We start from the raw sequence: 12,204 nt of genomic DNA, 5'->3' as shown, positions 1-12,204 counted from the left end.
TTTTAATATTTCCGTAAAAATACAGGAGACATGCCAAACCATACTTCTCGTAAATACCCATGGCACATTTGCAGTATCTCTTCGATGATTTGCGTCTGGTTGGCCAATATTCTCAAAGAAAACCCCGGGACCGGACACCTCGAGATACCGAAGTTCACGTCCTTCTGCTCCATCATATCATAGATATTTTCAATTACTTCATCTGTCATATAAGGACTAATAACCATCATGGAGCCTAAATGACTATACCCTTCCATTCTTCCAAACACAGAAGGATTATTTTTAGCCGGTTCCGTTACAACGCGGTCAAAAACGCCTAATTCCTTATGGATAAACACTTCATTTTGCAAATCTACCTTGTCATAACTGAATTGCTTTCCGGTTGGTGACCATCCAGGTGTAATAATATCAGAGCAAATCAATGTCGAGGTATTATCTACATAAAATTGGTTGAGCTGTTTATACGACCCTTCCCGATAAACGATCAGCGGATCAGGGATATACTCCAGCAGACTGTTCGATTTCAAGGTAAACTTCCCATACTGATACGCAGGCTCTCCTGGGGATTTATATACTTTGGTTGCAGATTGCGTTGTCAAAATTGCCCGGGCATTTTCATTCACCCTAATATCCATGGAATATGTATCTCCAGATAAATAGCCGCCTCCAGGATTTAATAGATAATAGGTTAATTGCCCGGAATCGTCTAAATAGATTGGACGCATCACTTTGAAGGCACCTCGGAAATATACATCCGCAGGGACCGTTTTATTCTTCTTCTCCGTTAATTCAAGCTGAAGCTCTCCGGTCCATTCCTTCTGCATCTTAGACGATCCCTCGAAGCAGTACATTATCTTTCAGCCAATCAATTACTTCGTCCAATCCTTCATTATTTTTCAAATTCGTAAAAATAAAGGGTTTATCTCCTCGAAATTCTTTCGTATCTCTTGCCATGATATCTAAGTCCGCTCCAACATATGGCGCCAAATCCGTTTTATTAATAATAAATAAATCCGACTTAATCATGCCCTGCCCGCCTTTACGGGGAATTTTCTCTCCCTGGGCTACATCAATGATATAAATAGAAAAGTCAACAAGCTCCGGACTGAATGTCGCTGCCAGATTGTCCCCGCCGCTTTCAATGAAGATCAATTCTACGTCGGGAAAACGTTCTATTAATTTATCGATAGCAGCAAAATTCATGGAGGCATCTTCTCTGATAGCGGTATGCGGGCACCCGCCCGTTTCCACACCAATAATCCGGTCATCCTCCAGCACACCATTTTTCATTAAAATTTTAGCGTCTTCTTTGGTATAAATATCATTCGTAATAACCGCCATGTCCATTTCATTATTTAATTGTCTTGTTATTTTCTCTACTAACTCTGTTTTTCCAGCCCCTACTGGACCGCCAATACCTACTCGAATCGGTTCCATCTCCAAATCTCCCTTCTAAGACATAAATATCCTTACTTTTACATGCTCATGCTTCATTTGTGAAATTTCCAGACCGGGCGAAACAATCCCAAAATCCGCTATCGTTAAAGCAGCTATTTCTTCCGCGACACTGTTTATTAATTGCTGACTCTCCAGCAATATCTTCTGCCCGTCTGTCTGCCCCAGCGGAATAGCTCTTACTGCATTCTGTACCAGGTTGGAAACCAGGGAATATAAATAAAACCCAAGTCCCTCCCGAGGTTGTATCCTGTGATAATGCGCAATAACTGCAAAGACAATGGCGCTGTGCCCGAATGATTTCCCTTGCTTTATTCGTTTTAGATAATTTGCAAGTATTCCGTATTCAAACAGACTTTCTGCCAGCTTCAGCATCCGGACTCCCATTTGGGTATTTCCTTCCCTTGTTTCCTTTGGAAGGTTCTGGACATAAAGCAGCCGGTCCATATGCCAAATCCGCTCCAAATCATTTTCACACAGCGCCTCGCATACAAGTTGAAAAGCAAGCCCTTCTGTATATTTCACCTGTTCCCTGAAATACGTATCCAGCCATTCTTGAAATGAGATCCTGTCCTTCACAACATCTTCTTGAATATAGGTTTCCAGTCCAAATGAATGGCTGAAACCGCCAATAGGGAAGTTTGAATCGCATAACTGAACAAAGGTGAGCAATGAATTAGTCATGGCTATGCCCTATATGTTTAAACGCTTCTTTTAATTTGCGCTCTTCCCGCTGATAAGAAATGTCTAGCTGTTTCAGCAATTCTTCTACAAGATAATCATATTGGACAATCATATTATCCGCTTCAAATTGTGCAGGAAGATGACGGTTTCCTAATTGGTGCGCAATGACGCCCATTTCATGAATATCTTTAGGGCGGATAACAATCACGTCGTCCTGATAGACATCAATAAAAATAATATTGGATGTATCTTTATATAAAACGTCACCCTTTGTCAGGGCCTGTCTTTCTTTTAAGGAAATACCAATATCTTTTCCATGGTCTGTTTTCACCCGTAAAATACGCTTCAGCAAATCGGCACTATCCAGGTAAACCTTTTCTTTATGCAGCTTTGCAAGCTCTGCTTCTTCTATATCATTTATATTCATCTCAATTTTTTCAACCAGCATTGGTCATCACCTCAAAATAAAAAGTATCGTTGCCCCATCGCCACCTCTTTCAGCGGTTCACAGGTTATGGCTTCACCGTCCACTTTTACTTCATATGTTTCCGGATCCACGTCAATGGTTGGTGTCTTATCATTCAGCTTCATATCTTTCTTCGTCAGATTACGAATGTTCTTTACAGGCAATACCGTTTTCTCTAAACCCAGCTCTTCCTTTATCCCCTTTTCATAGGCTGCAGTGGATACAAATGTTAAGGATGTTCGTTGCACTGCTTTCCCATGCGCTGCAAACATCGGGCGATAAATAACCGGCTGTGGTGTTGGAATCGATGCATTGGCATCTCCCATCACACTTTCAATAATCGAGCCGCCTTTTACAATCAATTCTGGTTTCACACCGAAAAATTCCGTTGGCCAAACAACTAAATCAGCATATTTCCCAGCCTCTACCGACCCGACATACCCGGAAATACCATGGGTAATCGCCGGGTTAATCGTATATTTTGCAACATAACGTTTTACTCTATTATTATCTGCAGTTTCTGTATCTCCCTCAAGTATACCGAGCTGTTTTTTCATTTTATCCGCTGTCTGCCAAGTTCTTAAAATAACCTCGCCAATCCGCCCCATTGCCTGTGAGTCGGAACTGATAATGCTGAGTACACCCATATCATGCAGAACATCCTCAGCAGCAATTGTTTCTTTGCGGATACGAGAGTCAGCAAACGCTACATCCTCCGGTATCGACGGACTTAAGTGATGGCAAACCATCAGCATATCGACATGCTCTTCAATCGTGTTGACCGTATAAGGCATGGTCGGATTGGTAGAAGAAGGAATCACGTTTGGATATTGTGCTGACTTAATGATATCCGGAGCATGTCCGCCGCCTGCACCCTCTGTATGATACATATGAATGACGCGGTCTTTCAGTGCTGCCATTGTATTTTCAACAAATCCGCCTTCGTTTAAGGTATCTGCATGCAGCGCCACCTGTACATCGTATTTATCCGCAACTGTCAACGCATGGTCAATCGCAGAAGCAGTCGCTCCCCAATCCTCATGTACTTTTAAACCGATTGCTCCGGCTTCGATTTGCTCTGCCAACGGAGCCATCGAAGCAGCCTGTCCTTTCCCTGTATATCCAATGTTCACCGGATAGTCTTCTGCAGCCTCCAGCATCTTATGAATATTCCATTTCCCCGGCGTAACGGTTGTTGCTTTTGAACCGGAAGATGGTCCTGTACCGCCGCCAATCAATGTTGTTAAACCAGATGCAAGCGCCGTTTCAATCTGCTGCGGTGAAATAAAATGAACATGGGCATCAATCCCGCCAGCAGTCACAATTTTACCTTCCGCTCCGATAATATCAGTCGCTGCACCGATGGTAATATCGACGTCATCCATCACCAGCGCATTACCACTCTTGCCGATTCCGCATATTTTACCGTCTTTAATGCCGATATCCGCTTTATAAATCCCTGTGTAGTCCAATATAATTGCATTTGTCAATACCGTATCTGCAGCTTCATCATTTAAAGCAAGCGGATTTTGACCCATGCCATCCCGTATGACTTTTCCTCCGCCAAAAACAACTTCATCCCCATACGAGGTATAATCCCTTTCAATTTCAATGATGAGATTCGTGTCAGCTAACCTCACTCGATCACCCGTTGTAGGTCCGTACATTTCCTCATACTGTTTTCTGGGAATATTATAAGCCATTTACTTTCTCCTTCCCGACACTTCCATCTGTCATATTATTAAACCCATATATCTTTTTCTCTCCGGCAAAGTCCACCAGCTCCACCGTCTTTTCATCCCCTGGCTCCAGACGGACGGCAGTTCCTGCTGGAATGTTCAACCTTTTTCCAAAAGCGATATCCCTGTCAAACTGTATCTGTGTGTTGATTTCATAGAAGTGAAAATGTGATCCAACCTGTACTGGACGGTCTCCTAAATTAATGACGGTTACTTTCGTTGTATCTCTTCCTTGGTTAATTTCTATCGTTCCTTCTTTCGGCAGCACTTCTCCAGGTACCATCAAAATCCCTCCTATTTAATTGGCTGATGCACAGTTATCAACTTTGTTCCATCTGGAAACGTTGCTTCTACCTGAACATCCTTAATCATTTCAGGTACCCCTTCCATGACGTCTTCCTCCGTAAGTATGGTTGTGCCAAAGCGCATTAATTCAGCAACACTTTTGCCATCTCTTGCGCCTTCCATTAATTCATAAGTAATCAGTGCAACACTTTCCGGATGGTTTAATTTTAAACCTCTGTCCTTTCTTCTCCTTGCAAGGTCAGCAGCAACAACAACCATCAGCTTATCCGTTTCTCTTGGCAACAGATTCATCAGCTTCCCTCCTTGATTTACATGATGATACATCATTTAAAAAATCATCTCGTTATTCCCAATAGTTCGATAATTATTGGGATGCAAACTGGTATTTCTAATCCAGCATTGAAGAATAGATTACATAGCCAGCTTCAACAATTTATATTAATTTTTCGAACAACTTTATATGTTATATTACCTAACATATAAAGTTATGTTAATTATCATAAGAGTTATTTTATAAAAATGCAAGTCTTTTAACTAAATTGGTTTTGAATAATTTCTACGGAAGGTACAAACACACTGATATATCTACAAAAATAAACCAGATTCTATATTGCTTATTTCGCAATAGAATCTGGTTTATTTATTAAATCGTTATGAAAAAATTTATGATGAAGCATATAAAACGCAACTTCATTCAGTGGGAGTTTTCAACGCACAAATGTTTTCGATGGGGTGAGTAATCGCAGCCCCAGGAGATTGCGAACTTAGTCTGCTGTTTTTCTCTCACTGCGTTAGCCTAAGTGATTCAGGAAGTTAGCTCATCTGATTCCACGCCTGAATAAATTTATTTTTACGTTTGATTTTGACGGGAGTTTTACAGACAGTTTTCTAAGATAAAATTATACTTTGAAATAAGACCGGGCGTGAAGTGAACATAATCGATTATACTCCCCATTCCATTATTCCCGGCATTTTCATATCACTTATCAAACCAATAAGCCAAAAACTTAAACTCTCCCCATTCTTTATATAGCTGCTGCAATTGTGATTTAGGTGGAAGTTCACCAGCGAAATATTTATTTTTTACATGCTTTTTAAATTCGCTGTCTACTGGCAAAAAGTCGTATCTTCCTAATAACATTAAAATAATGCTGAGTGCATAAGGTCCGACGCCTCTAATTTCTTTCAGCTTGTGAACGACATCTTCAGTCGGCATTTCTGGATTGGTAAGTTCCTCTAAGTCATATACACCATTACATATGTTTAATGCAAGATCATAAATATAATCACTTCGATAGCCTAATTTGATGCTTTTATTTAAAAAGGTTTTATCTTTTTTTAAAACTGCTTCTGGTGCAGGAAAAGTAAATAATTCCGACTCATTCGAGTATCTTTCTCCTAAATGACTCACAAAATTCGTTGTCATGGCAATGGTCCGGCTCCAGGTCGTATTGGTTGTGAAAATCGTCTTTACAATATCTTCAAAGATGCTTGGGGAGCGTAAAAGTCTTCCTTTATTTTCCGCTACGATTTCCTGCATATTCTGGTCAGCGCTGCACATTTGATAAAAAGCACGAAAATCCTCATCTAAACGAAGCATCCAGTTAACCTTGCGAACAACCTCTTCACTTTCTTCTCTCGTTAACGTTTGCTTACCCACTGTTTCTATCATCAATGTATTTTGATTCTGTGTTATATGCAGCAGAACGATTTTACCAGTTGAAAGCGCTTCTACCCTTTTTAAAACACTTCTGTCATCGTTAGCTTGAAAAGGCGGCAGTAAATACCATCCGTGATCGGTAACAGCAGCTTTAAAATTGAATTGTTTTGGCAGTTCAATAGCATTTCTCAACACGATTTCCTCCTGACTAAGAACTATTATTTTATATAGGGGGGTCAAAACCTCTAGTCTAGTTGTAAAAAGGAGTGGAACCAATATAACGAAACTTCACGCAGCGGGAGTTTTTGTTCTTCTTCATGATAAACAACGCATCACCGTATCTCCAAATGATCGGACATCCGATAAATAATCATACCCTTCAGGTGACCCGAAGCTGTTAAACATCCGTACAGCTACTATATTTTCCTGTGGAATCACTAATAACGTTACTCCTGTATATCCCAGTATCTGATACGATTCTTTAGGAACGCTTTGTCCAATTTCTGTTTTTTCAGCCGGTAAGTCTTTCACAAACCATAAAAAGCCATTTTGCGGAAGGTTTTTATCTACCGTTGATGGGCTTTGTACCGTTGCAGCCATCTGTATTATTTCTTTCGGTATCATTTGTTTTCCGTTTAGATAGCCTTCCTTAAGATGGACATAGCCCCAATATGCCAATTCACGTGCAGATACATACATATTCATTTTGTTGCCTTCCGTGCTTTCACTAACATTCCAATTTTTATCAGATTCATCTCCAAGGATAACATCCACAAGCTTCTCATGTTTTTGTGCGTACCAATCTGATTCATTAAATTCGAAAGGATTAAAAACCTGTTCATGAACAATTTCAGATACCGTTTTACCAGTTGTTTGTTTTATGAGCTCCGTTAATACATCTATTCCAACCTGTCTATATGACCAATTTTCTCCTGCAGGAAATTCTCGAAATACCGTATCTTCTTTTTTATGTAAACCATGTGTATGGGTTAATACATGCCTTATTGTTGTATCCTTCCATATATCTTCATTAAGTCCAGGCAAATAATGCAGTATCAAATCATCTATGGTTTTAATTTTCCCATAATAGACTGCGCATGCCACAGCAAATCCGATATAGCTTTTCCTGACAGAGGCTACATGAAATTGGGTATCTTCCTGAACTTTTCTTGAACCTGATTTGTTTGATTGGCTTCCAAAATAGTCTTCTAATACTACTTTATCGTTGTGAATTACAAAAGCAGCAGCTCCGGAGCAGGTTACCTTTTCCGCTGTATTTAGGACATGTTCTGTTATAGGAACAAAATCTTTATTCTTTTTTGAGCTAAGAAACATTATATCCCCCTGTCTGTTGAATATCCGTTATTTTTTAGGTGAATTGCATTCTTCTTAATTCAATTAAATCATTAATCACAACATCTGCTTGCGAAAGCTCTTCTTCTTTCGCAAAATCAAAGCTGCATCCTACAGCTGTCAATCCATTATCTTTTGCTGCTTTAATGTCTGATATCCGGTCTCCAACCACCGCCGCTTCCTCTATTCCATATTTCGTTAAAATAGTTTTGACTAAATCAGATTTACTAAATGATTCGATTTGTTCAATACTATAAGTCTCTGAAACCCAGTCATCTAAATGATAATAATCCACAATCGCTTTTAAATAGGCTGGTACTCCATTACTGGCGATGAATATGGTATAACCATCCTTTAATAAAAACTCAAAAATATCCTGTACATTCGGATATAATGCACCTTTTCCGTTTTTTATATTTTCAATTAATCTATCTTGAAAATAATCATTGACTTGCTCTCTTTCCTTCACAGAATGATTCGGCAGTAAAGTTTCCCATACTACCGGCAATGGAACTCCCATAATTTCCCGGAACTTATCAATTGGGATGGAGTCTCCCCATTTCCCTAAAGAAGCTAAATAGGTAAACGTATCTTCTAATGACAATTCTAAAATTTTATCTGTTTGAAATAATGTTCCGTCCATATCAAAAATTACCGATTTCATACTTCCTCACCTCTTTAATACGGAATAAAAGTCCCTTTTAATTTATTTTTATATCTTTCTACCTTCTTTATTTTCTTGAAAGTAATCAGAGATAACAATGCAACAGCGATTAGCGTCCACTCATGCGTTTCTCCTCTGTTATCTATAACCTTCATTAGAATAATCACTCCTTGATTTTGACTTTCACAGTAAGATATTTTCATCAATATACATTACTTGTATTCTTCTAATTTTCCAACATGATCTCAAAGTCTTTCACAAAAACAGCATTCCCGGTAATTTGAATATCATATGACTCCCCATTCTTAGATACCTGAACACCTACCCTGCCATCTTTACCAATTTCATGTCCCTGCTCCACCACAAGCTTCATCACATCTTTCCTATCTTCTCTTATATAGTCAGTATAATAAGCACCCATTACTCCCGACGCTGTTCCTGTTACTGCATCCTCTACAGTACCTGAAAATGGAGAAGAGAAGTGCCTTGCATGCATATCCGCATCTGTATCATACGTTTCGATACAAATTGGATGTACAGACGATTTAGGCATCTCCTTTAAAATTGCAGGAAAATCTTTATTCTCTGGTTTCATTTTACGAAAAGCTTCTAAATTATTTATTGGAATCAGCAGTGTCCAAGCACCTGTGCTTCCATAAAGAATTGGTAAGTTATCATGTATATCCGATTCTTCTATCCCAATCGAATGAGCTAAATCCATTTTAGAGCCATGGAACGCTACAAATTCCGGTGCAGCCTGTCATTGTTATCGTTATTTCCTTTTCAGGAGCAGAATCAAGCCTTACTGGTAAAATCCCTGCTTTAGTTTCAATCGTTAATTCTGTTTTATCTCCGAACAGTCCTTTTGTTTTTAACGCATACACCGTTGCCATGGTCGCATGACCGCATAAATTCATTTCATGTCCAGGTGTAAAAAAACGTATCCCTAAGTCTGCTGTTTCTGATTTAACTGGAAATGCCGTTTCATTGAATCCTACTTTAAATGCGACTTCCTGCATTTGCTCATCTGTCAGCTCATCCCCATTTAAAACAACTCCAGCAGGGTTTCCTTTATTCGGCACCTTACTAAATGCATCATAATGATATACTTTGACCGATTTCATGCTATGTCCCTCCCGTAATCATATTAAAATTCTCGACGGAAAAACGAAATACTTATCGAGAATTTTAATATGCTGCTTCGTTTATACTTTCCTATTTGTTATAAACTGGCTCTACTTTGCTCAATGCAACGCCAGCCTTTCCAAAACGAAGGAAGATGCAAGCTGGCATCAAAAGAATAAAAGCCCCGATCATTAAAGCAATTTTTTCCGTAAATAATTCCGGAATAGCTCCCGCTAAAAAAGTTCCCAGTATGGAGAATAGTCCGCCAATAACATAGGTGGAGCTCCTGACTCTTGTTAAGAATTCATCTGGCGTGATCCCTTGATGAACAGCGCCTTGTACGATAAAAGCCATAGATAGCGCACAATCAAAAACGGCCATCCCAAAACACATCATAATAAAAACGTTTGTTGCTGTAATCATTAATATTCCTATCCCAGAGATAATCAGCAAGAAACTCATCAGCAACACCCAATTTAGATTTTTGAATTTATTGATCAAAAAGATGCCAACAATATTACCTACGCCAGCACTCGATAGCAAAATACCAATAAACCCTTCAGACAACTCTAATGTAATCCGAGCGTAAAAGATTATAGTTAATGTAATAAACACCGTTGTGAAAGCTAATATTGCCATGGCTATTGTGCTAATCAGCTGTTGTGGGTTAGCGATTAAAATCTTCAATCCAGCGATGGACCTTCTTAAAAACACATTCCATTTACTTTTTTGCAGCTCTTCCGTCTCTGTTTCTTTGAACTACCCCCTCTTACCAACCTTCAAGGTTGCTTGAAGTGGGAGATTCCTAAGAACACCAACCCATTGGTCAGTTATGGATTAGGCTAGCCCCGCAGTCCCTGCGGTTATTCGTAATGCTTCCTTACGAAGATTCCTGCTTGCGTTCCTATCTCTTTGGTGATGGCATTGACAGATACCACACGTCCATGCACGCAAAGCAAGATTTTTAACGTCTGGGTTTTGGTGTCCACAATGGGAACACAGCTGGCTGGATGAAGATGATTTGTTTTTTGTTCGGATAGATACGAAAACGAAATGCTTTTTTTACTTTCATAGCTTCTTACCTCCTCCTGTCCATTATATCAGAAGAAGGATGATTTTGGAACGTTTGTTCGATTTAGTGTTGGACAGTCGAGACACTCCAAAGCAATCTTTTGTGTATTGGAGATTCATCTCCCCCCTTACCTCTACGCGCTTGAAGAGGGAGTTTTCTCTCCTTTTTTTGATAAAGCCTTCTTTATTACGAATAAAACCAATCAACAGAGCAGAAAGAAGAGATAAAATCCCGCAAATAAGCAGCGTTAATACCGAGTCTGTTTTTGCTAATAATATTCCACCCAACGCAGGGCCGATAACAGTAGCAATAGCATCAGCAGCTTCAATATTGGTATGTGCTTTTAACAGATTTTCTCTGCCGGCAATGGCAGGAATCATTGAAGTAAACGCCGTTCTGCTGATTAAGGCAAGTAACCCCATTACGAACAGCAAGGAAGCAATAATTACTGCATTGACATTCTGTGTTGCCAGAAGAAAGGCGAGCATAAAAATGCCTATTCCATATAAAAAATGACAAGAAGATGCAATTCTGACCTTATTCTTCGTTTCTACCCATGTTCCGATTGGGATGGCAAATAGAACCGTACCCAATTGCTGGGACAAAGCGACAAGGGCTGTAACTAGCGGCGAACTGGTTAGACCTAATACAACTAAAGGAATCAATAGCTCTCTAAACCTTCCATTTAAAATAGAAAGAAACTCTGAACCCCACATCCGTCTAAAATCTTGGTTAATGAGTATCGATTTCAATTTAATTCTCTCCTCTTTAAGGGAGATACACTGCTTCCAGGAAATGCCTGAAAAAATTCCTATCTGCGTATAACTGATATTCCTACCCGCCATAGTGCTTGTTCTGTTTTGTAGGTATCTCCCTGTTTCATCATTCCGTTGCATGTATGAAGAGAGATTGTTAAATTGGACAATCCATTTTATATAGCTCCTTATTTATTTTCTTTACATGCCCATGCATCTATCTCTACTTTAAATTGCGGACCGGCCAGCCCGGCAACAAAGACCATCGTTGTACAAGGAAGGTGATCCCCTAAAAATTCGCCAATTGCTTCTCTTCTTCTATCCGCATCCATTTCCCCGACAATATAAAAAACAAGCTTCGTCAGGTTTTCTACGTCCATATCCGCTTCCTGTAAATTGATGCGAATGTTTTCAAAGGCCATTTTTAATTGCTCCACGGAATCCTCTGATACATTGCCTTCCACATCCATCCCTAACTGGCCCGACAAATTTAACCACCGTATGTCTCCGGAGACTTCGATTTGATGACTATACGGAGCTAACGGTTTATGTATATCCTTTGGATTTCTGGATTCTATCACTTTCATTCCTCCTGCTATTCTATTATTTTTTTATTAGCTTAATTAACAAGAATAATTATTCAATATATCGATTTGCAGATTAATTATTATTTCGCGCATTTATCTGATAACATCAAGAGGAAAGCTTATTTAATAAAGAAATAAAGCGTTCCCCTCTATCTTTTTAACAGTCTTCTAATCAGATAAATAACAAGGACAACAGCTATCACCGTAATAATCATTCCTGGTATTCCGATATTTCCCATCATTTATTAATCCCCTTCTCTATTTCAATACGATTTAATTGTGAGAATTTTATATATTCTGTTCTTTCATGTTAACATATTCCTAATGTTGTTGTAATT

At 39.2% G+C, this 12,204-nt stretch carries 16 protein-coding genes and 1 pseudogene; all 17 read right to left on the bottom strand.

The window, feature by feature from the left end:
- Nucleotides 1–2: 2 nt before the first annotated feature.
- Complete coding sequence (locus BN997_RS14985; protein ID WP_042533494.1) at nt 3–824, bottom strand: urease accessory protein UreD; 822 nt, start codon at nt 822–824, stop codon at nt 3–5.
- Nucleotide 825: 1 nt separating this feature from the next.
- A complete protein-coding gene (gene ureG / locus BN997_RS14980; RefSeq protein ID WP_042533493.1) occupies nt 826–1,437 on the bottom strand; it encodes an urease accessory protein UreG in 612 nt (203 codons plus the stop codon).
- Between the two features lie 15 nt (nt 1,438–1,452).
- Nucleotides 1,453–2,139: an urease accessory protein UreF gene (locus BN997_RS14975; protein ID WP_042533492.1), complete on the bottom strand. Its 687-nt coding sequence runs from the start codon at nt 2,137–2,139 to the stop codon at nt 1,453–1,455.
- The gene (locus BN997_RS14970; protein ID WP_042533490.1) at nt 2,132–2,587 is read right to left on the bottom strand and encodes an urease accessory protein UreE; all 456 of its coding nucleotides are present in this window, start codon (nt 2,585–2,587) and stop codon (nt 2,132–2,134) included. The genes BN997_RS14975 and BN997_RS14970 overlap by 8 nt, the downstream gene beginning before the upstream one ends.
- An 11-nt stretch (nt 2,588–2,598) precedes the next feature.
- The gene (gene ureC, locus BN997_RS14965) at nt 2,599–4,308 is read right to left on the bottom strand and encodes an urease subunit alpha (protein ID WP_042533488.1); all 1,710 of its coding nucleotides are present in this window, start codon (nt 4,306–4,308) and stop codon (nt 2,599–2,601) included.
- Nucleotides 4,298–4,627 (bottom strand): urease subunit beta, encoded by a 330-nt coding sequence (ureB, locus tag BN997_RS14960; RefSeq protein WP_042533486.1) that lies wholly within the window; start codon nt 4,625–4,627, stop codon nt 4,298–4,300. Before ureB ends, ureC begins: the two co-directional genes overlap by 11 nt.
- Before the next feature lie 11 nt (nt 4,628–4,638).
- Nucleotides 4,639–4,941 (bottom strand): urease subunit gamma, encoded by a 303-nt coding sequence (locus BN997_RS14955; protein ID WP_042533484.1) that lies wholly within the window; start codon nt 4,939–4,941, stop codon nt 4,639–4,641.
- Nucleotides 4,942–5,629: 688 nt separating this feature from the next.
- Nucleotides 5,630–6,502, bottom strand: coding sequence for a DNA-3-methyladenine glycosylase family protein (locus tag BN997_RS14950; RefSeq protein WP_042533482.1), 873 nt, complete (start codon nt 6,500–6,502; stop codon nt 5,630–5,632).
- A 123-nt stretch (nt 6,503–6,625) separates the two neighbouring features.
- Nucleotides 6,626–7,645 carry a serine hydrolase domain-containing protein gene (locus BN997_RS14945; protein ID WP_042533481.1) on the bottom strand — a complete coding sequence of 340 codons (1,020 nt, stop codon included), beginning with the start codon at nt 7,643–7,645 and terminating at the stop codon, nt 6,626–6,628.
- 34 nt (nt 7,646–7,679) lie between these two features.
- Nucleotides 7,680–8,327 (bottom strand): HAD-IA family hydrolase, encoded by a 648-nt coding sequence (locus BN997_RS14940; RefSeq protein ID WP_042533480.1) that lies wholly within the window; start codon nt 8,325–8,327, stop codon nt 7,680–7,682.
- A gap of 14 nt (nt 8,328–8,341) precedes the next feature.
- Nucleotides 8,342–8,482, bottom strand: a complete 141-nt coding sequence (locus tag BN997_RS23245) for a hypothetical protein (RefSeq protein WP_175297046.1) — start codon at nt 8,480–8,482, stop codon at nt 8,342–8,344.
- A gap of 71 nt (nt 8,483–8,553) precedes the next feature.
- Nucleotides 8,554–9,451: pseudogene (locus BN997_RS14930) on the bottom strand (PhzF family phenazine biosynthesis protein).
- A gap of 91 nt (nt 9,452–9,542) precedes the next feature.
- The gene (locus BN997_RS14925; RefSeq protein WP_042533477.1) at nt 9,543–10,139 is read right to left on the bottom strand and encodes an MFS transporter; all 597 of its coding nucleotides are present in this window, start codon (nt 10,137–10,139) and stop codon (nt 9,543–9,545) included.
- A gap of 150 nt (nt 10,140–10,289) precedes the next feature.
- Nucleotides 10,290–10,454, bottom strand: coding sequence for a zinc ribbon domain-containing protein (locus BN997_RS22685; protein WP_425311628.1), 165 nt, complete (start codon nt 10,452–10,454; stop codon nt 10,290–10,292).
- Entirely contained in the window at nt 10,417–10,524 is a 108-nt protein-coding gene (locus BN997_RS23865; RefSeq protein ID WP_084612950.1) for a helix-turn-helix domain-containing protein, read from the bottom strand. The genes BN997_RS22685 and BN997_RS23865 overlap by 38 nt, the downstream gene beginning before the upstream one ends.
- 23 nt (nt 10,525–10,547) lie before the next feature.
- Nucleotides 10,548–11,276 (bottom strand): MFS transporter, encoded by a 729-nt coding sequence (locus BN997_RS14920; RefSeq protein ID WP_042533476.1) that lies wholly within the window; start codon nt 11,274–11,276, stop codon nt 10,548–10,550.
- A 191-nt stretch (nt 11,277–11,467) separates the two neighbouring features.
- Nucleotides 11,468–11,866 carry a RidA family protein gene (locus BN997_RS14915; RefSeq protein WP_042533474.1) on the bottom strand — a complete coding sequence of 133 codons (399 nt, stop codon included), beginning with the start codon at nt 11,864–11,866 and terminating at the stop codon, nt 11,468–11,470.
- Between the last annotated feature and the right edge of the window lie 338 nt (nt 11,867–12,204).

Source organism: Oceanobacillus oncorhynchi (assembly GCF_000821065.1).
Classification (GTDB): Bacteria; Bacillota; Bacilli; order Bacillales; family Amphibacillaceae; genus Oceanobacillus; species Oceanobacillus oncorhynchi.
The sequence above is the reverse complement of the archived record's forward strand: the minus strand, read 5'-3'. Positions and strand labels throughout refer to the sequence as shown.

What these genes read in the sequence shown, in the direction of transcription:
- ureB (WP_042533486.1), bottom strand. Translation starts at nt 4,627, where the DNA reads ATGGTACCTGGAGAAGTGCTGCCGAAAGAAGGAACGATAGAAATTAAC.
- BN997_RS14970 (WP_042533490.1), bottom strand. Translation starts at nt 2,587, where the DNA reads ATGCTGGTTGAAAAAATTGAGATGAATATAAATGATATAGAAGAAGCA.
- ureG (WP_042533493.1), bottom strand. Translation starts at nt 1,437, where the DNA reads ATGGAACCGATTCGAGTAGGTATTGGCGGTCCAGTAGGGGCTGGAAAA.
- BN997_RS14945 (WP_042533481.1), bottom strand. Translation starts at nt 7,645, where the DNA reads ATGTTTCTTAGCTCAAAAAAGAATAAAGATTTTGTTCCTATAACAGAA.
- ureC (WP_042533488.1), bottom strand. Translation starts at nt 4,308, where the DNA reads ATGGCTTATAATATTCCCAGAAAACAGTATGAGGAAATGTACGGACCT.
- BN997_RS14985 (WP_042533494.1), bottom strand. Translation starts at nt 824, where the DNA reads ATGCAGAAGGAATGGACCGGAGAGCTTCAGCTTGAATTAACGGAGAAG.
- BN997_RS14955 (WP_042533484.1), bottom strand. Translation starts at nt 4,941, where the DNA reads ATGAATCTGTTGCCAAGAGAAACGGATAAGCTGATGGTTGTTGTTGCT.
- BN997_RS14915 (WP_042533474.1), bottom strand. Translation starts at nt 11,866, where the DNA reads ATGAAAGTGATAGAATCCAGAAATCCAAAGGATATACATAAACCGTTA.
- BN997_RS14940 (WP_042533480.1), bottom strand. Translation starts at nt 8,327, where the DNA reads ATGAAATCGGTAATTTTTGATATGGACGGAACATTATTTCAAACAGAT.
- BN997_RS23245 (WP_175297046.1), bottom strand. Translation starts at nt 8,482, where the DNA reads ATGAAGGTTATAGATAACAGAGGAGAAACGCATGAGTGGACGCTAATC.
- BN997_RS14975 (WP_042533492.1), bottom strand. Translation starts at nt 2,139, where the DNA reads ATGACTAATTCATTGCTCACCTTTGTTCAGTTATGCGATTCAAACTTC.
- BN997_RS23865 (WP_084612950.1), bottom strand. Translation starts at nt 10,524, where the DNA reads ATGAAAGTAAAAAAAGCATTTCGTTTTCGTATCTATCCGAACAAAAAA.